The sequence below is a fragment of the Pantoea sp. UBA6567 genome (genome assembly GCF_002434165.1).
Lineage (GTDB): Bacteria > Pseudomonadota > Gammaproteobacteria > Enterobacterales > Enterobacteriaceae > Pantoea > Pantoea eucrina.
This window is the reverse complement of the sequence record NZ_DJJN01000006.1, coordinates 939289-962117: the sequence shown is the minus strand read 5'-3', so window position 1 is coordinate 962117 and position 22829 is coordinate 939289. Positions and strand designations below refer to the sequence as shown.

The window sequence follows — 22829 nt, the reverse complement described above, 5'->3', positions numbered from 1 at the left end:
CTGAAACAGCTGCGCCTGCGGCAGTTCTGGCATTCCCGCATGATTGGTGCCACGCTTGCATAAAACGATTTCTCCGGGAGAAACCGCGTTATGAAACAGCCGCAGGCAAAAAAAATTCCGCATGTCATGACGTTGCATGGCGATACGCGCACCGATGATTATTTCTGGCTGCGCGATGACGATCGTGAAGACCCCAGCGTGCTCGCCTATCTGCAGGAGGAGAACCGCTACGGCAGGGCGATGATGGCGTCGCAGAATGCGCTGCAGGAGAAGGTGCTGAAAGAGATTGTCGATCGTATTCCGGGTCAGGACTATTCCGTGCCCTATACGAAAAACGGCTTTCGCTATCAGCGCCGCTATGAGGCTGGCAACGAATATGCAGCGTTTTATCGGCAGCCGGTTGAGGGCGGAGCGGACGCACCCTGGCAGCTGCTGCTTGACGGCAACCGGCGCGCTGCGCACAGCGACTTCTACACCATGGGAGCGCTGGATATCAGCCCGGACAATCAGGTTATGGCACTGGCGGAAGATTTTTTATCGCGCCGTCAGTATGGTATCCGCTTTCGTAACCTGCAGAGCGGCAGCTGGTATCCTGAAGTATTACATAACGCCTCATCCAGCGTAGCCTGGGCAAACGACTCGCGTACGCTTTACTATGTGCGCAAACATCCGAAAACGCTGCTGGCGTATCAGATATGGCGCCATGAGCTGGGCCATCCGCAGAGTGATGACCAGCTGGTATATGAAGAGAAGGATGAGAGCTTTCATCTTAGCGTGCATAAAACCACGTCAGAGCACTTTATTCTGATTGCGCTCTTCAGCACCACCACCAGTGAGATCCTGCTGCTGGACGCGGAGTATCCTGACGCGCAGCCGCAGGTATTCTGCCCGCGCCGGCGCGATCACGAATACAGCATCGACCACTATAACCACAATTTTTATATCCGCTCGAACCGCGACGGCAAGAACTTCGGTCTCTACCGCAGCGCCTGGCTGGCGGAGCAGCGCTGGGAGACGCTGATACCGGCGCGCGAGCACGTCGTTCTGGAGGATTTCCAGCTGTTTCGCAGCTGGCTGGTAGTAGAAGAGCGCCAGCGCGGCGTCAGTACTTTGCGGCAGATTAACCGCGCCAGCGGCGAGAGCTATGGTATCGCGTTTGACGATCCCGCCTATGTGACCTGGCTGGCGTTTAACCCCACGCCGGAGAGCGATACGCTGCGCTACGGCTACTCCTCGATGACCACGCCCGATACGCTGTTTGAACTGAATATGGAGACCGGGGAGCGGCGCATCCTCAAACAGACGCCGATACCAGGCTTTGATCCGGATGAGTACAGAAGTGAGCACCAGTGGATCAAAACGCGCGACGGTACCGAAGTGCCGGTATCGCTGGTTTATCATCGGAAATATTTTCAGCGCGGTAAAAATCCGCTGCTGGTCTATGGCTATGGTGCCTACGGCAGCACAATGGAGGCGAACTTTAGCGCCAGCCGCGTCAGCCTGCTGCAGCGCGGTTTTATCTATGCCATTGTGCATGTCCGCGGCGGGGGCGAGCTGGGCCAGCAGTGGTATGACAGCGGCCGTCTGATGCATAAGATGAACAGCTTCACCGATTTTATCGACGTGACGCAGGGGCTGGTGGCCAAAGGCTATGGCGATCCGCAGCGTCTCTACGCCATGGGCGGTAGCGCGGGCGGGCTGCTGATGGGCGCGGTTGTCAATATGGCACCGACCCTGTTCCACGGCGTGGTAGCGCAGGTGCCGTTTGTGGATGTGGTGACAACCATGCTCGATCCCACTATCCCGTTAACCACCGGCGAGTATGATGAGTGGGGCAATCCGGAACAGCCCGACGCCTATCACTACATCAGCCGTTACAGCCCCTATGATAATGTGACCGCGCAGGCGTATCCGCATCTGCTGATCACCACGGGGTTGCACGATTCACAGGTGCAGTACTGGGAGCCCGCTAAGTGGGTGGCAAAGCTGCGCGAATATAAAACCAGTGACGCGCTGCTGCTGCTCTGTACCGACATGGATTCCGGCCACGGCGGTAAGTCGGGACGCTTCAAATCCTATGAGGGCGTTGCGCAGGAGTTTACGTTCCTGATTGCGCTGGCGCAGGGCAGCCTGCCGGATCGGGTGGATTACTGATCGTCTTTGACATATTTACGCAGCGCCTGCCGCAGCGGCGGGCGCAGATCGCGGACATTGTCCAGTACCCAGCGCAGATAACCCGGATCGCGGCGCGCAATAGCGCTGATACTCTGTCCGCGATATTTGCCAAACGGAAAGATATCGCCGGAGAGCGCAGCCGGTTCAGTCCGGCTTACCATCTCCGCCGGACTCCAGCCGGAGATCTCCATAATACGGATCAGCAGCGCGGCGGTAACGTAGCAGTCATAAAGCGCGCGGTGTGCATGCAGGTCTGCAGGCGGCGTCACCTCAAGTTTCAGGCTGTGCCGCAGCGCCTGATTACCATATTTAATGCCGGGCCACAGTTTGCGCGCCAGCGTCATGGTACAGATCCATTCACCCGGCATGGCGGGCAGCATGCGGCGGTCAAAGCTGGCGTTATGAGCCACATAGTGCGGGCTGCCGTGATAGCGGCTGATGATCGCTTCTATCGGAGGTTTATCCGCCACCATCGCTTCTGTGATGCGATGCACCATCATTGCCTGACGACTGATAGGGCGATCCGGGCAGACCAGATCGCTCATCGGATTGACAATCTGCCCGTCAATGACATCCACCGAGGCGATCTCTACCACGCCGCCCTGCAGGCCGCAGGTTTCTGTATCTATCACGCGTAACATAGGTTATTTCTGCTTAGGTTCGTAGGGCAGGCGGGAGAGGCTGAGCGAAGCCTGGCGATAGTGCATCAGGCGCTGACGGAACCAGTCGCGCAGCGCTTCCGGCTGCTCGCGTTCAACCATCTCCGCCACGACCGGCATATTGTAGCGCTCTTTGAACGCGACGCCTGCCGCCGCCAGCTCAACGTTGACTTTGTCTTTCTCTTCCTGCGACAGCTGTGCAAGATTATAACGCATGCTTTTCTCCTGATAATCAGCGGCAAAAATAATGGTTTCATGCAGCAGGATCAAGGGCAACCGGATCGCACTGCAGGTCTCGACACGCTGAATCGGGCGGCGTATCCTGCTGCCACATCAGCGGCAGCGCCGGAAAACCCGCCGGGTAATCTGTCTGCCTGCCGTGTCAGTGAAGATGAAATGAGGTCAATATTTTGCTGAAAAAAGTGATTCCTGCCTGCCTGCTGCTGGCGCTCTGCAGCCAGGCGCTGGCGGGCGAAATTATTACGGTCAGTCGTTTTGAAATCGGTAAGGCAAAGTGGCCCTTCACGCGTGAAGAGGTGATGCTGACCTGTGAAAAGGATGGCGCACTGTTTGCCATTAACCCCAGCACGCTACTGCAGTACCCGCTGAATGAAAAAGCGCTGGCGCGTGCCGATGCGGGGCAGGGCACGCTGCAGTCGATTAATACTATCCTGGCAGATGATAAGGCGCATCCCGGCAGTAAAATGTCGCTGCAGCCGATTATCGATCGCGCGCAGCAGCTGTGCGTTAAGTAAAAGCCGGCAGACGCCGCCGTCAAAAAGCGTTGCAGGCGTCTGGTAGTGCCAGCGCGATCACAGAGTTGGCAGCTTTCCGGCTCGCCTCAGGCTGCTTGCTGGACAATGTTCGCCGTTGGACTACCTTTAAAAGGCAAGGCACCTCGCCTTCAAAAATGCCAACTTTTAGCGCACGGCTCACTACGAGCCATTTCCCTGGACCCGATACAGGAATCGTATTGGGTCTTTTTTTAACTGGTTGTTATTGAAAGATAACTCAGGGGTTTCCCAGCATTTACCCGACATCTCACTCCGGACGGCACTCGCACTGGTTCTGAACAGGTAAATCCAGGCGTTAGCGGATAGTCAGTCAGCTACCTGACAGAACAGAAGCGTTATCCCTTTCCCTGATCCACTATTTTATAAAACAGTGGAACGATCGCTCGCCGGAAACGGTGTTTTAACCTGGCTTTTAACGGTCGTGATGACATAAGTTGATTCCAGATAACCTTTTTTTGCCGGGCAATCTCACTCATATCATTATTACTGTTTATTGTAGACTGGCTGGCCTCTTCGGAGAGCTGAACCGGATGCGGGACCACTGAAAAAACGCTTACAAACGCGTGCTCTGCAAAAAGCGTCCATTTATCTGCAGTGATCCAGACAGGATGCAGGTTTTTTAAGAGAGATTGCGCGGCTTTGTGGTTAATTACGTATGAGTGAGTGGTGGTGGCCTGCAGCGTTTTATGCAGAGCATGTTTATGGGTTAAATGAGAGACAGGCGATAATAAATAACTGTTTGCACGGCTAAAAAGGATCACTTCTGGTCTGTGGCTGGCGGGCTTTATTTTTTCCAGTACGTCCCTGGCTTCGCGAGTGAAAATAATGTCATCTTCCAGAATCATTGCCGCTTCAATATTGCTGTCGACGATTTTCTGGTAAATTTTTTGATGACTTAATGCGCACCCAATCTCTCCGGGTAAAAATGCGTAATTAATCGGTGCACTTGCGGCAGCTCTTTCATCGGCTGTCATGAGTGTGCCATCGACCGCTTCGACAAATTCGTAATCAAGATTAAGTGCATCAAGCTGGGATGCAATTTTATTCCGTCTTTCGACCGATCTTTTTAAGTTTACAATAAAAATTTTCATTATCTGCCGTGCGCGATGTGCGGTTCCTTTACATTCCTGACCTGAATAATGCAGATATTATCACATAAACAATCTTGCTGAGTATAAGGCCTCAGCCGGTAACTGGCTCCGTTCTGTAGTTTATAAACCGGACAAAACAAGTTAAAAGTTTGCCTTATTGCTGAAACAGGCTACGCTTAAAGGGTGACAACTCAATGCGCCGTATCTAACGACGGACTGTTTGCTAATCAATGATGATCAACAGGCGCACCAATTCAGGGCTCTGCTTCGGCAGGGCCTTTCCTTTGCCCGCTGCTGCCCGCAAAGCGCGCGCAGCAGCGGGTAAAGCGCTCACTCCAGCAGATAAATACCTGCAACGAGTGTGCCTACAGAAATAATGTGCAGTAGCTCAGTCATGGTTCGCCCTCCCGGATATGTACAGACAAAGTCAAGGACGGATATCACACTTCGTCAAATTTAATCATGGCGGGTGATTATTCTGAAACAGCATTATCGCCCTGCGTTTTGTCTGAATTCAGCGTGACGGCGGTGACGCTGACAGACCGCTAACTGATTAAGTTCAGAGAATAAAGTGGTTTACCTGCCGCACTAACTTCAGGTTGCGCTGTCTCAGTTACAGATGTTTTAGTCCGTATCGATCTTAAAAACACAGTAAAACTCTTTTTTTGTACTATATTGTTATAGCAAAGGGTGAGTTTTGTAAAAAAGAGTCATGCTGTACCCTTAACAATAAACAGACAGGCCGCGAAAGGCCGTTTTAAACCAAAGGATATAAAAATTATTTCAGTTTCAATTTCTATGCGTTGCCCTCACTGTCTGGGCTCGCAGTATCGCAAATCCGCATTTGACGTTTCTGAGAAGAATCCGGCGGGTGCTAAGTGCATATTCTGTAAAACAGCGATGGTTGCTCTTAACCCTGCGGCGATGAATACGTTAGCTAAGCTTAAAATGAATAACGATATGCTTCACAGATAACCGATCTCTGCCACGCAAAAGGCCACCTCAGGGTGGCCTTTTTACTTTTTGCTGACGACAGCATCTATCCCGATGGCTACAGAATAATCCAGCGCCTGGCAGGCGCTCAGGCTTCAGGCTGGCCTGCCGGGCCTTTACTCATCGGCCCGCCGGGCACCGGATGCTCCATCGGCGGAGCAGGGCGGCCATCCGGACCCAGCGGGCGTTCCGGCTGCTGACAACCGGCCAGCATCAGCAGGCTGGCAGAGATAATTAATCCACTAAAAAACAGCTTCATCAGAGACTCCTTGATTAACAGGCAACCCGGCGTTGCACATTAACCCTAGCTGATAAATCTGTGCGCTGACGGCAGCGGCTGGCTTAATTTTATCGTCCTGATTAAAACAGCTGTAAGGCCAGATTTTTATCTCAGACGTCGCCATTCATGGCGTCATTGCTTCTGTTGCCTATACTTAGGTTCTTGATGACAGGAGGCGAACATGTTCAAACATAACAGTAATGAAGAGCGTAAACATGAGGGCGATGTAGCCAAAGGATTGCCTGAAGCGGCCCCCTCTGCCGGAAATGCGTATGAAGAGGATGACCATCCGGTTCAGGACGCGCCGGATGAGCATGGCGAAATTCCCCGTACGCGTGACAGCAGTGAAGATGAAAAGAAAGATCCCTGGGAAGATAAAGGGAAATAACGCGTAGACGCTAAATAAGAGTGGTGTGACATTTATCTTTTTTTCTGCGGCTGGCGCACATATCCCTCAGGCTGCCGCAGAGCGTCAGACAGCAGTGCCTATACTGAAAATACCCAACCCAGGGTCAGGAGGTAAATATGTCAGAACGTCCAGAAGATATTCAGCCTATCCCCGATGATGGACAGGCACCCGGTGCAGATGAAGATTTGCCCATGGATGACGGTGCTGTGCCCAATGATGACGCGCTTCCTGTGGATGACACGCGCAGAATCTGATCGGGATGTATTTACCACTCAGTTAACCCGTATGGCCTGACGCTATACGGGTTTTTTAATGAGCGCTTCTCTGGCTGTACCTGAGATCGGGAAAGAGTAAAGCAGCGTTATACTGCCTGAAATGGTATAAAATGCCCTGGTTTCGTATATTTCAGGACAGATCATTAATGGCAGATACACACTATTTACTTTGGGTAATGACAGGGACGCTGACCATCCTCAGCCTGTTTATTGGTGCAATTGTCGGACAGGCAAAAACCCGCCGGCTGGGTATGATGACCTTTACCGGTCTCTGGGCATTTTTTATGCTGGCCATATTTTTGATAACCCGCTAACCCACTATCAGCAGATGCACCAGCCGGGCCAGCGATTCCAGCAGCAGCAGGCTGCCGGTCACCAGCATAATCAACACAATGATAAACTGCTTACGGCCTTTCATGCTGTGCTCTCCATGGCGACGCCATACCGGCATTACACTATGCCGGTTGGGTTAAACTAACGCTCAACCATCAGATTATGAGCCGCAGCCTGCTAGCGAAACAGCCGGCCGTCACGCACCAGCTCGCGCGGATAGCTGTTTTTAATGCGGTTGCCCACTTTTTTAGCCAGTCCAAGCGGCTGCTGCTGCCAGGTGACGATGACTTCATCCCGGTCAGGCAGTGTCTCCGGATGGATATCCTGTCCGCGATACCAGCTTTCCGCTTCCGCTTCATTCAGCGCAAACGCCAGCGATGCATCAGGCCTGGCCAGTGCCATCACCGCCTCATGCTGCCAGCGGTAGCCTTTGGGAAAGGTTTCAGCCAGTTTCAGACCAATGCGTGAGAAGCGTACCTTATTCAGCCACTGCTCTGCGCTGGCCGGAAACAGCCACAGCTCTTTATCGCGCTGCCAGAGCGTCAGGCTCTCATCCCACTGCAGGCCCACCTTAGCCGCTGCCTGCATCACCTCCGCGCTGAGTTTTCGGCTGGCGGGCGCAAACGGCAGTTTCCCGAGTTTATAGCCCGGCGCCGGCAGTGCCGGCACGCTGGCGGTTTTACGCAGACGCGCGACGAAAAATCCTTCGCTGTCGAAGCAGTGAGGAAACACGTGCAGATAGCCTTCCGGCGTCAGGGCAGCCTCTGCGCCGGCAAACAAATCCTGCAGCGACAGGATCTCAATGGCGTCGGGATAGCGTGTCAGCAACCAGGCTATGACCTGCTGATTCTCGATGGTGTTAAGGGTACAGGTTGAGTAGATCAGCACGCCACCGGGCCTGAGCGCGTGAAAAGCGCTGTCGATAAGATCGCGCTGGGTGGCCGCAATCGCCTCGGTGCTGGCCAGCGTCCAGTTGCGCAGCGCATCTGCATCTTTACGCACCACGCCTTCGCCTGAGCAGGGGGCATCAAGCAGGATGGCGTCGAACTGTTCCGGCAGCGCTGCGCCAAACACCCGGCCATCGAAATGCGTCAGCGCCACGTTGCTGACGCCGCAGCGGCTGATATTGGCATGAAGGACTTTGACCCGGCTGGCGGAGTATTCATTGGCGAGGATCGCGCCGCGATTATGCATCAGCGCCGCCAGCTGCGTGGTTTTGGATCCCGGTGCCGCCGCCATATCCATAACCTGCTGTGCGTCCGGCGCGGCGGCAAACAGCGCCGTCACCGGCAGCATCGAGCTCGCTTCCTGAATGTAGAACAGACCGCTGAGATGTTCAGCCACGCTGCCAAGCGGCAGGCTCTCATCATCGCGCTCGATCCAGAATCCCTCTGCGCACCAGGGAACCGGCGTCAGCCGCCAGCCATACTGCGCCGTGCGGGTAAGAAAATCAGCCACGCTGATCTTCAGCGTGTTGACGCGTACACTTTTGCGCAGCGGCTGCTGGCTGATAGCAAGAAAGCGTTGCAGTTCAGCCTCATCAGGGAGGCTGGCACGCATGAGGGTAATGAACTCTTCAGGAAAACGACTGGACACAACAATTTACCGCGCTGACAAATGATGGGCGCAGTGTAACACGCGCAAAGAGAACGGGCAGCCTGCTTGCTGCCCGGTTGTTTAGCGCGGAGCAGGGATAGCGGTACCCCAGTCACGCCACGCTTTCGGCGCTTCATCCTGCAGCAGGAAATGTTTGTTGGCGCCTGCCTGCGGTGCCAGCGGCACGGTTGGCGGCGTAGCGAACTGAATGCCGCCGCGAATAAACTGCTGGAAGGTGCCGGTTTTCACCACGCCGCCAATCAGGCCAAAATCGAGGTTATAGCCGGATGCCAGCCAGAATACTGAGTTATTCCGCACCAGATGCTGATACTTTTTACTGATGCGCAGCGCAATCTGCACCCGATCGGCCATATTACCCAGCGAGGTGCCGGTGACCGTACCGACCTCAACGCCGCGGAACAGAACCGGCGTACCCAGGGAGAGCGATCCCGCCTCGGCGGCATCGACATAAATGTTCAGGCCGTTCAGGTAACGCGAGTCGGTGATTGTGCTTTCCTGCAGCTCAAAGCTGCGCGCCATCGCACCTTTGCCGGGATCGACGTTGACATAGGGCTGCAGAATCGTCTCCAGATGGTTGACGCCTGCCGCAGAAATTTCCGGCGATACCACTGAGAAACGGCTGCCCGTGCGGGCAAAGTCCTGCACATACTCCGGATAGAGCACGGCTTTAGCGACCACCTGATTGTTATCCTGACTCAGCGCCAGCGACTCCACCTGACCGACATTAATACCGAGATAGCGCACCGGCATGCCTGCCGCCAGCTTGCTGCCGTCGTAGGTGTGCAGGGTGATCTGGCTGCCGACGGCGCGCGCTGCGGTTTCTGACGCATAGAGCACGCGCTTAACGCCTTTTTTCGCCTGTGCACCGGTCAGATTGTCAAAGCTGATGGCGCCTTTCAGCGCCCGGTTAATCGGCGACGCCTGCACGGTCAGACCGCTGCCGTTGAGCTGCACTTTTGCGCCACCTTCGGCCCAGAATACGCTTTCGCTGGTCAGCAGCTTGCGATACTGCGGCTGGATATGCACTAAGATATCAAACGCATCCGCACGCGGCACCACGTCGACCACTTCACCGACTTCAAACTTACGGTAGAGCACTACTGAACCTGCCTGTACGTCCGGCAGGCTGGTTGCCGTCAGCGTCAGCGTGGCAGGCGGCTGATCGCCGGTGATCCCTTCAGCAGCACGCTCGGCGTCTGCATAGAGTGGGTAGCGGCTGGAGGCTTTCCCTTTTGCGCCGGGATCGAGACGAATACCGCCATCCACCCATTCACGTGCGCTGGCACCCAGCACCTGCATACCATCAAGGCCAAATTTTACGTTCAGGCGACTGTTGACGATAAACTTGCTGTCAGCGTGCACCAGCTGACGATATTCAGGGTTAATCGCGACCACGAAATTGATGCCGTTCTCATCCAGTTTGCGCGAGATCACCTGACCAATCTTCATGCCATAGATCACCAGGGGCTGGCCGGCATCGATACCGTAGGTTTCCGGCGCGCTAAGCTGTACCGTCAGGACATCCGGTTTCTGCAGCAGCGTTTCGCTGGCGGGCAGCACGCTGAAATGGTCCTGCGGTTCGCCCTCACCGGGCACCAGCTCCAGCGTGTTACCGGTGAGCAGGCTGCTCAGGCTGGTGTCAGTGAGGCTGAGTTTCGGTGCGCGCATCTCAATACGTGTTCCGCTGCGCATCAGGCCGGTCACTGAGGGATCAATCGTCAGTTCGCCAGAGACTTTGCCGTCAGGCAGCAGCGTAAGTTTTGTCAGGGTGCCTACTTCCAGCCCCTGATACATCAGAGGCGTACTGTTGGCTTTGAGGTTGTTACCATCAGGCAGATCGAGGTTAATCAGCACGCCGCGTTGGCTGTGTGCCAGATCCGGATAGAGCTGATAGTTCTGCTCGCTCTCAGCCGGTTCGCCTTTATCGGGTGAATCAAACGCGATAGCGCCGTTTACCAGCGCGGCCAGACTCTCCAGCTTCACTTTCGCGCCGCTCAGGCTGACATCTGCATCAATACCGGAAACATTCCAGAAGCGGCTCTGCTTTTTGATGAGATTGATAAAGCGCCGCTCGATCAGCACATCAATGGTGACGCCATCAGTATTGCTATTAAGGCTGTAGTCATAGACGTGACCCACCGGAATTTTCCGGTAGTAGACCAGCGAGCCGGTATTAAGCGAACCGAGATCGGGCGCATGCAGATGGATGAGCAGCTCGCCGGTATTGACCCGGTATTTAGGCTGCGTATCAAGCGCGGTGAAATGGTCGCGCTCTTTACCATCGCCAGGCATCATACCGATGTAGTTACCGCCCACGAGCGCATCAAGCCCGGAGACGCCGGCCAGGGAGGCTTTTGGCGTCACCAGCCAGAATTGCGTATTCTCGCGCAGGGCGTCGCGCATATCGCTTTTGATGCTCGCTTTGATACGAATGCTGCGATAATCATCACTCAGCTCAATACCCTGCACAGTACCGACCTCCACGCCCTGATAACGAATCGGCGTGCGGCCCGGCACTATGCCGTCCGCCGTCTGGAAGTTGATGGTAATGGTGGTACCGCGCTCCTGATAATTGGTCCATAAAAGCCAGCCGGCAATCAGCAGGGCGATAATGGGCAAAAGCCAGAATGGCGACAACTTGCGTTTGTTACGCACGGTTGCGCTAGTCGGTGTAGTCGGCGTTTCCTGTTGCATGTGCATCCCAGATCAGGCGGCTATCCAGCCACTCAACAGCCATAATAGTCAGGATTACCGCTGCGCCGAAGTAAAGCGCGGCAGGTCCCATGGTAAAAGCCAGCAGCTGATCGCGATTGACCAGCGACATGGTTAAAGCAATAACAAACAGATCCAGCATCGACCAGCGTCCCACCCAGGTCACCACGCGCAGCAGCCGGATGCGGGTTTTCAGCCCCTGTTCACATTTGAAGTGAATACTGAGCAGCAGCGTCAGCATCACCAGCACTTTAGTGAAAGGCACCAGGATACTGGCGATAAACACCACCGCAGCAATGGGAATATTGCCTGAGCCCAGCCCGAGGATACCGGAAAAGATAGTGTCTTCACGCCGCGAACCGTTTACAAACACCACGGAAATCGGCAGCAGGTTGGCGGGTATCAGCATCACGATCGACGCAATTAACGCCGCCCAGGATTTTTGCAGGCTGTGGCGACGGCGAAAATCAAGCGGCGTGTGGCAGCGGGTACAGCGACCACGCTCATCGGGCATGCCGGTGTGATGACAGTTGAGGCACACCTGCCAGCGCTCTGGCGGCGCGGTTGGGATGGACTGGGGATAGTAGTGCTCCCAGAGCTCTTCCACATTAAGATGAATAATAGTGAGCAGGCTTAACAGGGTCAGAGCTACGTAAGCGACCAGACCATAACCCAACGCCAGCGAGGCGTAATCCTGAACTTTGATAGAGGCGACGCCAATACCTACCAGGTAGATATCCAGCATCACCCACTCTTTCAGCCGCTCAAGCATTAGCAGCACCGGTCGCAGATTCATGCCCAGCCGGTTGCCAATCCACAGATAGCTGATGCCGGCAACCAGCGTCACCGGAGCCCCGATTGTACAAAACGCGACCATGGCGGCCGTCAGCACGTTGCCCTGCTGCGCCATCTGCAATACGCCTTCCAGCAGACTGGCGTTTATGCGCATGCCAAGTAAGCGAATTTCAACCAGTGGCAGGCTGAAAGCAAAGGGCATCAGCACCAGCATTGTCACTGCCATCGCGGTCAGACGACGCATTGACCAGTCACGGCCATTCTGGATTTTGGCATGACAGCGCGGGCAATAAGCCGTTTGATGCGATTTCACATCCGGTAAGGAAAAAAGGGTATCGCATTGGGGGCAACGCTGATAACGTGCGTGGGGCAAGCTCTGGCTGATAGCGTGAATTTTCATAAGTGACGCGAGTGGCCCATCATTCGTTACGGTTGCCGGCAGTCTGAACAGAACGTGCAGCCTGCACTATCTTGTGGTACGAGATCAGTCTCAATCATAGCGTGCTAAGGGTATAGCAACTTATTCAATGATTCACCTTGTTGGGCTGGATTATTAGTGCTTATTTTAACAACTGAGGGAAAACTGATACCTCTCAGTGATGAATTATGGTTGATCAATGAACAAAAAAGCCTTTTACGAGGAATTAAATCGTGATGCCCGGGCGCTGCTGGCGGGCGAAACCTCTTTTCTTGCCGCGCTGGCTAACTGCAGTGCGCTGCTGTTTGAGCGTCTGGAGGGGGTTAACTGGGCAGGCTTCTATCTGCTGACTGAAGAGAATACGCTGGTCCTGGGTCCGTTCCAGGGCAAGATTGCCTGCGTGCGTATTCCGGCAGGTAAAGGCGTTTGCGGTACGGCAGTGGCTGAAGAGCGCGTGCAGCGCGTGGATGACGTTCATGCGTTTCCCGGTCATATCGCCTGCGACGCCGCCAGTAACGCAGAAATCGTGATTCCTCTGAAAGTGAACGGCCTGCTGGCAGGCGTTCTTGATATCGACAGTACGCTTTATTCCCGCTTTGACAGTGAGGATGAAGCAGGGCTGGTAGCCCTTGCCGACGGGCTTTGTGAGGTGCTGGCGAACAGCAACATCGAAAAATTTATTGCGCTGTCGCATAGCTAATCGTCTGGATTGCATGGCATTTGGCGATGTTGTCATTATAATGTCGCCTGTTCATGCCCGCTCTGGTCGGCAAATCCGTTGTAATCAGGAAATTTCATGGAAAATCAACCTAAGTTGAATAGCAGTAAAGAAGTCATCGCCTTTCTGGCGGAACGTTTTCCGCACTGCTTTAGCGCCGAAGGTGAAGCGCGTCCGCTCAAAATCGGTATCTTTCAGGATCTGGTCGAGCGCGTTCAGGGCGAAAATAGTCCGAGCAAAACGCAGCTGCGTTCAGCTCTGCGTCTTTATACCTCCAGCTGGCGTTATCTTTACGGTATCAAAGCCGGCGCAACGCGTGTCGATCTCGATGGCAACGCCTGTGGCGTACTGGATGAGCAGCACGTAGAGCATGCGCGGAAGCAGCTGGAAGAGGCAAAGGCACGCGTTCAGGCGCAGCGTGAGCAGCAGCGGGCGAAGAAGCGCGAGGCAGGAGAGGAGAGTTCAGAGCGTCGTCCGCGTAAGCCAGCACCGCGTAAAGCGGCTGAAGGTGATACGCCGCGCAAGCCGCGCCCTCAGACGCCACGCACCGGTGCTGCAGAACGCAACGCCGCACCACGTCCGCCGCGGGCAAAACCCGTTACCGACACCTCAGCTTTGCAGCCAGGCCAGAATATTAAAGTCAAAGCAGGCAAAAGTGCTATGGACGCCACCATTCTTGAAATCACTAAAGATGGCGTTCGGGTACAGCTTGCTTCAGGCCTGGCAATGATTGTGCGCGCAGAACACTTGCAGTTCTGAAACGGAGGCCCGACCCTGGCATGAACAGCTTTTTTAAGATCGGTATGATCGCGGGCCTGCTGCTGGCAGGCCCCTCCGTTGCCGCAGACAATATCACGCGTGCAGACCAGATCCCGCAGTTACATGAAGAAGCGCAGCATCCCACGGTCAGTGAGCGGGTTACATCGCGCTTTACCCGCTCTCACTACCGTCAGTTCGATCTGAATCAGGATTTCTCAGCAAAGATTTTTGATCGCTATCTGAACCTGCTGGATTACAGCCATAACGTGCTGCTGGCATCAGACGTTGCGCAATATGCGGACAAAAAAACCACGCTCGGCGACGAGCTGCGCAGCGGCAAGCTGGATCTGTTTTACGCGCTCTATAACCTGGCACAAAAACGCCGTTTTGAGCGCTATCAATATGCGCTGACGGTGCTGGATCGTCCGATGGATTTCAGTGGCAATGACACCATTGATATTGACCGGGCGAAAGCACCATGGCCAAAGAGCACCGCAGAGCTGAACGCGCTCTGGGACGCCAAAGTTAAATATGATGAGCTCAGCCTGAAGCTGGCGGGCAAAGATGACAAAGAGATCCGTGAAACGCTGACCAAGCGCTACAACTTTGCCATCCGTCGCCTGGCTCAGAGCAACAGTGAAGATGTCTTCCAGCTGGCAATGACCGCCTTCGCTCATGAGATCGATCCCCACACCAACTACCTTTCCCCACGCAATACTGAGCAGTTCAACACCGAGATGAGCCTGTCGCTTGAGGGGATTGGTGCCGTGCTGCAGATGGATGATGACTACACGGTCATCAACTCTATGGTCGCTGGCGGTCCGGCAGCAAAAAGCAAATCGATTACCGTTGGCGATCGCATTGTCGGCGTGGGTCAGCCAGGCAAGCCTGTTGAGGATGTTATCGGCTGGCGGCTGGATGATGTGGTATCGAAAATCAAAGGACCTAAAGGCAGCAAAGTGCGTCTTGAGATCCTGCCTGCCGGTAAAGGCACCAAAACCCGGACCGTAACGCTCACGCGTGAAAAGATCCGTCTGGAAGATCGGGCAGTTAAAGGCACGGTGCATAACGTCGGCAAAGAAAAAGTGGGCGTGCTGGATATTCCGGGCTTCTATGTCGGTCTGACTGACGATGTCAAAGTGCAGCTGCAGAAACTGCAAAAGCAAAATGTGGACAGCGTCGTTATCGACCTTCGAACCAACGGCGGCGGTGCACTGACTGAAGCGGTCTCTCTCTCCGGACTCTTTATTCCGGGTGGCCCGGTGGTTCAGGTCAGGGATAACAATGGACGGGTGCGTGAAGACAGCGATACCGACGGCATTGTTTACTACAAAGGTCCGCTGGTAGTGCTGGTCGACCGGTTCAGCGCGTCAGCTTCGGAAATCTTTGCCGCGGCGATGCAGGACTATGGCCGGGCTCTGATTGTTGGCGAACCGACCTTCGGCAAGGGAACCGTACAGCAGTATCGTTCTCTGAACCGCATTTACGATCAGATGCTGCGTCCGGAGTGGCCTGCGCTGGGTTCCGTACAATATACCATTCAGAAATTTTATCGTATCAACGGCGGCAGCACGCAGCGTAAAGGGGTAACCCCCGATCTGCTGATGCCAACCGGCGTTGAAGCGGCAGAGACCGGCGAAAAATTTGAAGATAACGCGCTGCCGTGGGACAGCATTAATGCGGCAACCTATACCAAAACCGGTGATATCACCGCGCTGGTGCCGAAGCTGACGCAGTCTCATGCCGATCGCATTGCGCAGGATCGTGAGTTTCAGTACATCATGAAAGATATTGCGCGTTTCAATGCGATGAAAGATAAACGCAATATCGTGTCGCTCAATCTTGCCCAGCGTGAGAAAGAGAGTCACGAAGAGGACGCGCTTCGTCTGGAGCGTATTAACGCGCGTTATCAGATGGAAGGTAAAAAGCCGCTTAAGAATCTTGAGGCGCTGCCAAAAGATTATAAAGAGCCCGATCCCTATCTGGATGAGACGGTGAAGATCGCTAACGATCTGGCTCAGCTGGCCTCTTCTCAGCCCGCTGCCACTCCGGCGAAGTAATCCTGAAGCCGGTCACAAAACACCGCTACGGCGGTGTTTTTTTTTACACTATACTCGCTAAATAAGTGGTCTGAGCAGTTTGCAATCGATCGCCAGAGTGGAATGTAAAGTTTTGTTTTTTTAGGCACTTAAAGATTAAGGTCGCTTGAAAAGCCGCGCAATGAACATAGGATATATATCCGCGTACAAGCGCGTGAACAACTGAGGAAGATTAACATTTATGATGCGTATTGCTCTTTTCCTGATCACCAACCTGGCGGTGATGTTGGTATTCGGACTCATTCTGAGTCTGACAGGAATCCAGTCAAGCAGTGTTCAGGGCCTGATGATTATGGCGGGTCTGTTTGGCTTTGGCGGTGCGTTCGTTTCACTGCTGATGTCCAAATGGATGGCGCTACGCTCCGTTGGCGGGGAGGTGATTGCACAGCCCCGTAATGAAACCGAGCGCTGGCTGATGGAGACCGTGGGTCGCCAGGCGCAGCAGGCTGGCATTGCGATGCCGCAGGTCGCGATTTATCATGCGCCCGATATCAATGCCTTTGCGACCGGTGCGCGCCGTGATGCGTCCCTTGTCGCTGTCTCAACCGGTCTGCTGCAAAACATGAGCCGCGATGAGGCTGAAGCCGTGCTGGCGCATGAGATCGCGCATATCGCCAACGGAGATATGGTCACCATGACCCTGATTCAGGGCATTGTGAACACCTTTGTTATCTTTATCTCGCGCATTATTGCGCAGGTTGCGTCGGGCTTTCTGTCCGGCAACCGCGATGGTGAAGAGAGCAGCAACGGTAATCCGCTGGTCTATTTTGCGGTTGCAACGGTGCTGGAACTGCTTTTTGGTATCCTCGCCAGCATCATTACCATGTGGTTCTCACGCCACCGTGAGTTTCACGCTGATGCAGGATCGGCAAAACTGGTTGGCCGTGAAAAAATGATCGCCGCGCTGCAACGTCTGAAAACCAGCTACGAGCCGCAGGAGCCAGGCAGCATGATGGCGTTCTGCATCAACGGTAAAAACAAGTCGTTCAGCGAGCTGTTTATGTCTCACCCGCCGCTTGATAAGCGCATCGAAGCGCTGCGCAGCGGGCAGTATCTGAAATAATCCGCTCAGGCGACGAAAAAAAAAGGCATCACCCTGGTGATGCCTTTTTTATTTGCGTGCGGATAGCGTCAGGCTGGCGCGCGTGACTGGGTCATCCGCACCAGACTTATCGCAGCAGCAGCGGAAGCAAAGCCACCGGCAAGGATCAAAGAAGCGTGCGTGCCGCTGTCGCTGAACAGGTTAAACATCAGAGCCACCAGCGCGGCACCGGCACTCTGTCCTGTCAGCCGGGCGGTGCCCAGCATGCCGCTGGCTCCGCCGCTGCGGTTGCGCGGGGCAGCAGAGATAATGGTGTGATTATTGGGTGACTGAAACAGGCCAAAACCGGCACCGCACAGCATCATACGCCAGATGATATCTGCATCAGCAGGCTGCGCCGGGAGCATGGCCAGCAGAAACAGCCCGGCGGCAAACAGCGCCAGCCCCAGTCCACCCAGCAGGCCGGCGTGATACTTCTCAATCAGACGTCCGGCAATCGGCGCCATCACCATTGTTGCCAGCGGCCACGGCGTCAGCAGCAGCCCGGTTGCCACTTCATCCCGGCCAAGCACGTTCTGCAGGTAAAACGGCAGCGATACCATCGCCAGCATCTGCGCGCAGAAAGAGCAGACGGAGGTGCCAATGGAGAGCGAGAACAGCGGCAGACGTAGCAGATCAACCGGTAACAAGGGCACCGGCAGGGTTAGCTGACGCCGCACAAAGATAATACCGGTAACGATCAGCGCCGCCAGTTCGGCCACGATAAGGCTGGCTGGCTGCCCCTGCGAAAAGCCGCTCAGTGCAGTGATGAGTAACCCAAAAAAGAGCGCGTTCATCACCGCACTTGGAATATCAAACTTCTGCTGGCGCGCTTTTTGCGGATTGTCAGGCAGGAAGCGCAGTGCCAGCCAGAGTGCGGCAAGGCCAAACGGGATATTGATTAAAAAGAGCCACTGCCAGCTGGCCACGGCCAGAATAGCTGCGGCAATAGTGGGGCCGGCGGCGCTGGAGACCGCCACAATGAGTGAGTTGATTGCCATGCCGCGTCCAAGAAAGCGCTGCGGATAAATAATCCGGATTAGCGCGGTGTTGACGCTCATCAGCGCGGCGCCGCCAAATCCCTGCAGTACGCGCGCCACGGTTAGCGTCGTCAGCGTGGAGGAGAGGGCGCAGAACAGCGATGTCGCGATAAACAGGATCAGGCCGGCCTGAAAGATACGGCGGTATCCCAGCATATCTCCCAGAAAGGAGAGCGACAGCAGCGAGATCACGATTGCGATCTGATACGCGTTAACTATCCAGATTGATTCAGCCGGGCTGGCGCTGAGATCGCGGGCTATCGTCGGCAGCGCTACGTTAGCGATAGCGCCATCGAGTACCGCCATCATAATACCCAGCGCAATCGTGATGATTGCGCCATAGCGCTGCGGTAGCGGAAGTCCATCCTGAGGGGCAATTGAAGGCATAATAGTGGTAAGTAAAGGGAGTAAATATCATCATGCTAATCAATTTAGCGCCGGAAAGCATCGCCGCAGGCGTGAAAAACCTCTATTTCGCTGATGCCGGCATAGCGAAAATCAAAATGGGCTCACGCTGAGCCCGGAAGGGTTACTGGTTATCAATGACATCGCCGCTTTTTTTCAGCAGCGGACAGGCCGTTACACCGACAATTCCGCTGTCGCTATGCAGATAACGGGCGGTCATCATGCCGCGTGCGGTCAGGTAGTTACACTCCAGGCCAAGACCGGCTGCTTTCTCAGCGCTGCCGGTCAGAACACCATAGCCGGTGAAGAGCAGCGCCAGCCACAGCAGGGCGAACAGCATCACCAGACGAATAAAATATTTCATTATTATCTCCCGAAATTGAAAACGCGCCGCATCCGTTTGGCAATAAGCGCGACAGGCGTACCATGCCGTGCTTTACACGTTAATACGATCGGAGATAGCTGAAAGCGCTGCGGCAGGCAACTGCTTTGGTTGCAGAAGATATCTTTTCCTGGCGCAACAGGTAGAATTAGCGCCGTTAAATCCTTACTGATAGTTACCCGAGGCAGTTATGAACGAATTAGCCGCAAACTCCAGCCCGCTGCTGCACTATGGTATCGTGGCGCTCATTATTCTTGTGGCCTTTATCGTCTGGTTTTTTGTTAATCGCGCCAGCGTGCGTGCCAGCGAGCATCTGCAGCTGCTGGAAATGCTGGTGGAAGAGCAGAAAAAACAGACCGCGCTGCTGCGCCGTATTGCGGAGGCGCAGGGAGAAATGTCATCCGCTGTGCAGGATGACGAAGGCACGGCTTCACGCGATTTTATCCGGCTGATCCCGGAGCGCTGAGAGTAAAAATGGAGAGGGCATGAGCCGCAGAAATCCCTGGTACGACGCTTCAAAAGCACACCATACCCCTGACGGGTTTTGCAATCCTGAAGGGGAACAGCGCAAGCCGGGTGATTTACAGCGCTGGCGTCGTGAACGTAAAGCGCAGCATCTCCCGCTGCCGCCTGCCAGCGGCTATGCTGATTTCAGCGCTCGCTGGTATCAGCCCGCCGACCTGAGCGGCAGTGACGATCGCATCTGGTGGCTGGGTCACGCCGCGCTGCTGCTGCGCCTTAAGCAGCGCTATATCCTGATTGACCCGGCTTTATCACCGCGCGCTTCGCCGCTGCCCTTTGCCGGTCCTGAACGCCGGGTACCCTCACCGCTTGATGTGACCCGGCTGCCGCAGCTCGACTATGTACTGATTTCACATAACCACTACGATCATCTTGACCGGGGCACGATAAAGCGCCTGCTGCGCTGTTTTCCGGAGGTAAAGATGATAGTACCGCTTGGCCTGGGCGCATGGTGCCGGAAGCGGGGGGCCCGCAACGTCACCGAGATGGACTGGTGGGAGTCAGCGGATAGTCAGGATTTGAGCATTACCGCTGTGCCGGCGCGCCACTGGAGTATGCGCACGCTGTGGGATCGCAATCGCTCGCTATGGTGTGGCTGGGTAGTGCGCTGCGGCACGCTCAACTTCTGGTTTTCCGGCGACAGCGGTTACAGCGATAACCTGCTGCAGATTGTGCAACGGCTGGGGCCGTTTAATCTGGCCGCCCTGCCGGTTGGCGCGTATGCACCAGAATGGTTCATGGGCAGCCAGCACATGAACCCGCAGCACGCCGCAGACTTATGGCAGTATGCCGGGCATCCATTAACAATACCTATACACTGGGGTGTTTATGAACTGGCTGATGAGTCGCTGAATGCGCCTCCTGCTGAACTGCAGCGTGTGCTGGACGCAGCCGGGACGCCTCTGGCCGGACGGTTCAGCCCGTGGCGAATAGGGGAGAGCCGGACGCTGGCGGATATTGAATGAGATTTTTCTCACCGGTAATGAATAAGGTGTACAGTTTTCTTAACCTGTCCGGATTAGCGTGCTTATAAAAATAACAGATAAGTTCAGCAGGTTAATGATTATATCCGGAGCAGCCGGATAATAATTTTCCCGGTTTTGGTGCAAAAGCGTTTTATAACCTGTACTCCGCGGGTTTAATTGTACACCTTGTGCATTAAGAGAAGCAGGCGCTGTTATTTTACACTGCAGAGAGAAATAATCTTTGTCTGCCATAATAGTGCAACACGTTTAACGTAGCGTCTGGCACTTAACGCAAATTCATGTCCTGCCGCTGCGCTTGACGTTGCTGCAGAAAAACGCTGGTCATCAAGGATTTTGTGCGCCATCAGGTGTTTGCGGTTCCTGTTTCACCACGAAGGAGCAGGGGTCCCGGATAATAATGTGCGACAAGTCGACCACTGTTTAAAAATGGCTTGCCATTATTTAGCGGATATGTGATAACCATCAGCGGGTCAAACGAGGTACAGTTCTGTTTATGCATGGCATCTTCAGTAAAGAAGTTTTGAGTAAAGACGTTGACGTTGAATACCGCTTCCTTGCCGAACCTTAAATTAGTGCCTCATTCAGTAACGTCTCTGTTTCTCTGCAATACTGCCTTCGGGCAAAATAAACATTTAAAGGAATTTGCAAAATGGCAAAGATTAAAGGTCAGGTTAAGTGGTTCAACGAGTCTAAAGGTTTTGGTTTCATTACTCCTGCTGACGGCAGCAAAGATGTGTTCGTACACTTCTCTGCTATCCAGGGTAACGGCTTCAAAACTCTGGCTGAAGGCCAGCAGGTTGAGTTTGAAATTCAGGATGGCCAGAAAGGTCCTGCAGCGGTTAACGTTACCGCTATCTGATTTTCCGCTCAGCCCGGGTCACTGTACCTGCTGAAACGAATCGTAAGCCCTGCTCTCTGAGCGGGGCTTTTCTTTATGCTTTTTGTTACTCCTGCTTCAGGGTAAACTGCGCCGCTTATCGTTGAACCGGAGTCCGCTATGTCCCTGATCTGTCCCCTGTGCCGCCAGCCATTAACCCAGCAGCCGGGCGTGTTTCGCTGTGACGCTGGTCATCAGTTTGATCGGGCCAGAGAAGGGTATGTCAATCTTCTGCCGGTGCAGCACAAGGGGTCGCGAGAGCCGGGTGACAGCCTGGAGATGCTGCAGGCGCGCCGTGCTTTCCTGGATGCCGGGCACTATCAGCCGCTGCGCGATCGCGTGGCGGCGATACTGGCGCAACGCCTGACGCAGCCTGCGGCTCAGGTTCTGGATATCGGCTGCGGTGAGGGGTATTACACCAGCGCCCTGACCAGCGCGCTGCCTGACGCCGAAATCTATGGGCTTGATGTTGCCAAACCGGCTATCCGGATGGCGGCAAAACGCTATACGCAGGTACGCTTTTGCGTTGCCTCCAGCCAGCGGCTGCCGTTTGCCAGCGCGGTGCTGGATGCGGTGGTACGCATCTATGCGCCCTGTAATGAAGAGGAGCTTAGCCGGGTGGTAAAGTCAGGCGGTTATCTGCTGACCGTTACGCCGGGTCCGCACCATCTGCAGCAGTTCAAGGCGCTAATCTATTCGCAGGTGCAGCTGCATGCTGCAGAAGAGAAAACCTATACCGGCTTTACGCTCTGCGAGTCGCAGTCTCTCAGCTATGACCTGACGCTAAGCGGCGCTGAAGCGGTAAGCCTGCTGCAGATGACACCCTTTGCCTGGCGTGCATCGGAAGCGGTATGGCAGACGCTGGCAGCGGCAGAGCAGTTCCGCTGTGACGCGGACTTTACCCTCTCTCTGTGGCAGCGCGATTAGCGAGCGGTGAGGAGCGTATGCCAGATACGCTCCAGGTCATCCAGCGTATGAACAGCAATAAGCAGCCGGCGCCGCTCCAGCTGCATCATTAAAACCCCCTCCGGCGAGAGGTTAATCGCGGCAATGCGCGCATAGCGGATCCAGATCCCGTTATCAAACAGGCCCTCCTGCTTCATCAGCAGCACCGGACGGCGCAGCCAGAATACCCAGAGCGTCAGGGCGCACAGCACCATGATAAGCGTTGTCGTCAGCACCGGCCCTGCATTGCTGATATTTTTCCACAGCAGAATCAGCAGCAGTCCGATAAAAATCGCGCTATCGGGCAGGTGACGTCGTCGCAGTGCGACCCGCAGCAGGGTGACGCCTTTACGGCGCGGCAACACTACATCATGGTAAATAGCAAACAGCAGCAGAGCGGCGATGCAGAACATCAGCAGCAGATCGGTCAGCGCCATTATCGCTCCTTTTTACACTCTGCCCAT

Annotated in this window: 24 protein-coding genes and 1 pseudogene; 15 read left to right on the top strand and 10 right to left on the bottom strand. The window is 54.9% G+C overall.

Annotation, left to right across the window (positions count from 1 at the left end):
- The first annotated feature begins 90 nt into the window (after positions 1–90).
- Positions 91–2154: a prolyl oligopeptidase family serine peptidase gene (locus B4M48_RS10595; RefSeq protein WP_071668881.1), complete on the top strand. Its 2064-nt coding sequence runs from the start codon at positions 91–93 to the stop codon at positions 2152–2154.
- On the opposite strand, the gene exoX is transcribed toward B4M48_RS10595, so the two are convergent.
- Positions 2148–2816 carry an exodeoxyribonuclease X gene (exoX, locus tag B4M48_RS10590; protein ID WP_071668880.1) on the bottom strand — a complete coding sequence of 223 codons (669 nt, stop codon included), beginning with the start codon at positions 2814–2816 and terminating at the stop codon, positions 2148–2150. The genes B4M48_RS10595 and exoX overlap by 7 nt on opposite strands.
- Positions 2817–2819: 3 nt before the next feature.
- A complete protein-coding gene (locus B4M48_RS10585; RefSeq protein WP_039385974.1) occupies positions 2820–3050 on the bottom strand; it encodes a DNA polymerase III subunit theta in 231 nt (76 codons plus the stop codon).
- Positions 3051–3241: 191 nt separating this feature from the next.
- Between B4M48_RS10585 and B4M48_RS10580 the strand changes: the two genes are divergently transcribed.
- Positions 3242–3589, top strand: a complete 348-nt coding sequence (locus B4M48_RS10580) for a YebY family protein (protein ID WP_039384858.1) — start codon at positions 3242–3244, stop codon at positions 3587–3589.
- Positions 3590–3963: 374 nt separating this feature from the next.
- Here the strand turns inward: B4M48_RS10580 and B4M48_RS10575 are convergent, their stop codons facing one another.
- On the bottom strand, positions 3964–4719 hold the full coding sequence (locus tag B4M48_RS10575) for a glycosyltransferase family 25 protein (protein WP_039384857.1): 756 nt from the start codon (positions 4717–4719) through the stop codon (positions 3964–3966).
- Between the two features lie 798 nt (positions 4720–5517).
- Here B4M48_RS10575 and B4M48_RS18065 point away from each other — a divergent pair.
- Positions 5518–5694: a hypothetical protein gene (locus tag B4M48_RS18065; protein WP_419721727.1), complete on the top strand. Its 177-nt coding sequence runs from the start codon at positions 5518–5520 to the stop codon at positions 5692–5694.
- Between the two features lie 106 nt (positions 5695–5800).
- Here B4M48_RS18065 and B4M48_RS10570 read toward each other — a convergent pair whose 3' ends face one another.
- On the bottom strand, positions 5801–5971 hold the full coding sequence (locus tag B4M48_RS10570; RefSeq protein ID WP_039384855.1) for a hypothetical protein: 171 nt from the start codon (positions 5969–5971) through the stop codon (positions 5801–5803).
- A gap of 202 nt (positions 5972–6173) precedes the next feature.
- On the opposite strand from B4M48_RS10570, the gene B4M48_RS10565 reads away from it, so the two are divergent.
- The 3 genes from B4M48_RS10565 to B4M48_RS10555 all read left to right on the top strand — a co-directional run bounded on the left by B4M48_RS10565 (position 6174) and on the right by B4M48_RS10555 (position 6990).
- Positions 6174–6380: a hypothetical protein gene (locus tag B4M48_RS10565; RefSeq protein WP_039384852.1), complete on the top strand. Its 207-nt coding sequence runs from the start codon at positions 6174–6176 to the stop codon at positions 6378–6380.
- 137 nt (positions 6381–6517) lie between these two features.
- On the top strand, positions 6518–6655 hold the full coding sequence (locus B4M48_RS10560; RefSeq protein WP_158086430.1) for a hypothetical protein: 138 nt from the start codon (positions 6518–6520) through the stop codon (positions 6653–6655).
- Positions 6656–6822: 167 nt separating this feature from the next.
- Positions 6823–6990, top strand: coding sequence for a hypothetical protein (locus B4M48_RS10555; RefSeq protein ID WP_166713891.1), 168 nt, complete (start codon positions 6823–6825; stop codon positions 6988–6990).
- A 196-nt stretch (positions 6991–7186) separates the two neighbouring features.
- Here B4M48_RS10555 and rsmF read toward each other — a convergent pair whose 3' ends face one another.
- The 3 genes from rsmF to yebS all read right to left on the bottom strand — a co-directional run bounded on the left by rsmF (position 7187) and on the right by yebS (position 12533).
- Positions 7187–8611, bottom strand: coding sequence for a 16S rRNA (cytosine(1407)-C(5))-methyltransferase RsmF (gene rsmF / locus B4M48_RS10550; protein ID WP_039384850.1), 1425 nt, complete (start codon positions 8609–8611; stop codon positions 7187–7189).
- A 75-nt stretch (positions 8612–8686) separates the two neighbouring features.
- Entirely contained in the window at positions 8687–11320 is a 2634-nt protein-coding gene (locus B4M48_RS10545; protein WP_039384848.1) for a PqiB family protein, read from the bottom strand.
- Positions 11289–12533 (bottom strand): membrane integrity lipid transport subunit YebS, encoded by a 1245-nt coding sequence (gene yebS, locus B4M48_RS10540; protein WP_071668878.1) that lies wholly within the window; start codon positions 12531–12533, stop codon positions 11289–11291. Before yebS ends, B4M48_RS10545 begins: the two co-directional genes overlap by 32 nt.
- A gap of 217 nt (positions 12534–12750) precedes the next feature.
- On the opposite strand from yebS, the gene B4M48_RS10535 reads away from it, so the two are divergent.
- The 4 genes from B4M48_RS10535 (at position 12751) to htpX (ending at position 17190) form a co-directional block, all read left to right on the top strand.
- Positions 12751–13251 (top strand): GAF domain-containing protein, encoded by a 501-nt coding sequence (locus B4M48_RS10535; protein WP_071668877.1) that lies wholly within the window; start codon positions 12751–12753, stop codon positions 13249–13251.
- Between the two features lie 96 nt (positions 13252–13347).
- A complete protein-coding gene (proQ, locus tag B4M48_RS10530; RefSeq protein WP_288656635.1) occupies positions 13348–14028 on the top strand; it encodes an RNA chaperone ProQ in 681 nt (226 codons plus the stop codon).
- 20 nt (positions 14029–14048) lie between these two features.
- Entirely contained in the window at positions 14049–16088 is a 2040-nt protein-coding gene (gene prc / locus B4M48_RS10525; RefSeq protein WP_039384838.1) for a carboxy terminal-processing peptidase, read from the top strand.
- A 220-nt stretch (positions 16089–16308) separates the two neighbouring features.
- On the top strand, positions 16309–17190 hold the full coding sequence (gene htpX / locus B4M48_RS10520) for a protease HtpX (RefSeq protein WP_039384837.1): 882 nt from the start codon (positions 16309–16311) through the stop codon (positions 17188–17190).
- 68 nt (positions 17191–17258) lie between these two features.
- Here the strand turns inward: htpX and B4M48_RS10515 are convergent, their stop codons facing one another.
- Entirely contained in the window at positions 17259–18635 is a 1377-nt protein-coding gene (locus tag B4M48_RS10515; protein ID WP_071668876.1) for an MFS transporter, read from the bottom strand.
- Positions 18636–18777: 142 nt separating this feature from the next.
- Complete coding sequence (locus B4M48_RS10510; RefSeq protein ID WP_039384778.1) at positions 18778–19017, bottom strand: YobH family protein; 240 nt, start codon at positions 19015–19017, stop codon at positions 18778–18780.
- Positions 19018–19225: 208 nt separating this feature from the next.
- Between B4M48_RS10510 and B4M48_RS10505 the strand changes: the two genes are divergently transcribed.
- The 5 genes and pseudogenes from B4M48_RS10505 (at position 19226) to rlmA (ending at position 22347) form a co-directional block, all read left to right on the top strand.
- Positions 19226–19501: a YebO family protein gene (locus B4M48_RS10505; protein WP_039384776.1), complete on the top strand. Its 276-nt coding sequence runs from the start codon at positions 19226–19228 to the stop codon at positions 19499–19501.
- A gap of 19 nt (positions 19502–19520) precedes the next feature.
- A complete protein-coding gene (locus B4M48_RS10500; RefSeq protein ID WP_071668875.1) occupies positions 19521–20522 on the top strand; it encodes an MBL fold metallo-hydrolase in 1002 nt (333 codons plus the stop codon).
- Positions 20523–21036: 514 nt separating this feature from the next.
- Positions 21037–21108: pseudogene (locus B4M48_RS18040) on the top strand (DUF2627 domain-containing protein); the annotation flags it as partial.
- 84 nt (positions 21109–21192) lie between these two features.
- Positions 21193–21402 carry a transcription antiterminator/RNA stability regulator CspE gene (gene cspE, locus B4M48_RS10490; RefSeq protein WP_021510024.1) on the top strand — a complete coding sequence of 70 codons (210 nt, stop codon included), beginning with the start codon at positions 21193–21195 and terminating at the stop codon, positions 21400–21402.
- Between the two features lie 138 nt (positions 21403–21540).
- A complete protein-coding gene (gene rlmA / locus B4M48_RS10485) occupies positions 21541–22347 on the top strand; it encodes a 23S rRNA (guanine(745)-N(1))-methyltransferase (protein ID WP_071668874.1) in 807 nt (268 codons plus the stop codon).
- On the opposite strand, the gene B4M48_RS10480 is transcribed toward rlmA, so the two are convergent.
- On the bottom strand, positions 22344–22802 hold the full coding sequence (locus B4M48_RS10480) for a DUF986 family protein (RefSeq protein WP_039384768.1): 459 nt from the start codon (positions 22800–22802) through the stop codon (positions 22344–22346). The genes rlmA and B4M48_RS10480 overlap by 4 nt on opposite strands.
- Between the last annotated feature and the right edge of the window lie 27 nt (positions 22803–22829).

Bases quoted from the DNA above. Each gene is read 5' to 3' on its own strand.
- B4M48_RS10595 (WP_071668881.1), top strand. From the start codon at position 91: ATGAAACAGCCGCAGGCAAAAAAAATTCCGCATGTCATGACGTTGCAT.
- exoX (WP_071668880.1), bottom strand. From the start codon at position 2,816: ATGTTACGCGTGATAGATACAGAAACCTGCGGCCTGCAGGGCGGCGTG.
- B4M48_RS10585 (WP_039385974.1), bottom strand. From the start codon at position 3,050: ATGCGTTATAATCTTGCACAGCTGTCGCAGGAAGAGAAAGACAAAGTC.
- B4M48_RS10575 (WP_039384857.1), bottom strand. From the start codon at position 4,719: ATGAAAATTTTTATTGTAAACTTAAAAAGATCGGTCGAAAGACGGAAT.
- B4M48_RS18065 (WP_419721727.1), top strand. From the start codon at position 5,518: ATGCGTTGCCCTCACTGTCTGGGCTCGCAGTATCGCAAATCCGCATTT.
- B4M48_RS10570 (WP_039384855.1), bottom strand. From the start codon at position 5,971: ATGAAGCTGTTTTTTAGTGGATTAATTATCTCTGCCAGCCTGCTGATG.
- B4M48_RS10565 (WP_039384852.1), top strand. From the start codon at position 6,174: ATGTTCAAACATAACAGTAATGAAGAGCGTAAACATGAGGGCGATGTA.
- B4M48_RS10560 (WP_158086430.1), top strand. From the start codon at position 6,518: ATGTCAGAACGTCCAGAAGATATTCAGCCTATCCCCGATGATGGACAG.
- B4M48_RS10555 (WP_166713891.1), top strand. From the start codon at position 6,823: ATGGCAGATACACACTATTTACTTTGGGTAATGACAGGGACGCTGACC.
- B4M48_RS10545 (WP_039384848.1), bottom strand. From the start codon at position 11,320: ATGCAACAGGAAACGCCGACTACACCGACTAGCGCAACCGTGCGTAAC.
- yebS (WP_071668878.1), bottom strand. From the start codon at position 12,533: ATGAAAATTCACGCTATCAGCCAGAGCTTGCCCCACGCACGTTATCAG.
- B4M48_RS10535 (WP_071668877.1), top strand. From the start codon at position 12,751: ATGAACAAAAAAGCCTTTTACGAGGAATTAAATCGTGATGCCCGGGCG.
- proQ (WP_288656635.1), top strand. From the start codon at position 13,348: ATGGAAAATCAACCTAAGTTGAATAGCAGTAAAGAAGTCATCGCCTTT.
- prc (WP_039384838.1), top strand. From the start codon at position 14,049: ATGAACAGCTTTTTTAAGATCGGTATGATCGCGGGCCTGCTGCTGGCA.
- htpX (WP_039384837.1), top strand. From the start codon at position 16,309: ATGATGCGTATTGCTCTTTTCCTGATCACCAACCTGGCGGTGATGTTG.
- B4M48_RS10515 (WP_071668876.1), bottom strand. From the start codon at position 18,635: ATGCCTTCAATTGCCCCTCAGGATGGACTTCCGCTACCGCAGCGCTAT.
- B4M48_RS10510 (WP_039384778.1), bottom strand. From the start codon at position 19,017: ATGAAATATTTTATTCGTCTGGTGATGCTGTTCGCCCTGCTGTGGCTG.
- B4M48_RS10505 (WP_039384776.1), top strand. From the start codon at position 19,226: ATGAACGAATTAGCCGCAAACTCCAGCCCGCTGCTGCACTATGGTATC.
- B4M48_RS10500 (WP_071668875.1), top strand. From the start codon at position 19,521: ATGAGCCGCAGAAATCCCTGGTACGACGCTTCAAAAGCACACCATACC.
- cspE (WP_021510024.1), top strand. From the start codon at position 21,193: ATGGCAAAGATTAAAGGTCAGGTTAAGTGGTTCAACGAGTCTAAAGGT.
- rlmA (WP_071668874.1), top strand. From the start codon at position 21,541: ATGTCCCTGATCTGTCCCCTGTGCCGCCAGCCATTAACCCAGCAGCCG.
- B4M48_RS10480 (WP_039384768.1), bottom strand. From the start codon at position 22,802: ATGGCGCTGACCGATCTGCTGCTGATGTTCTGCATCGCCGCTCTGCTG.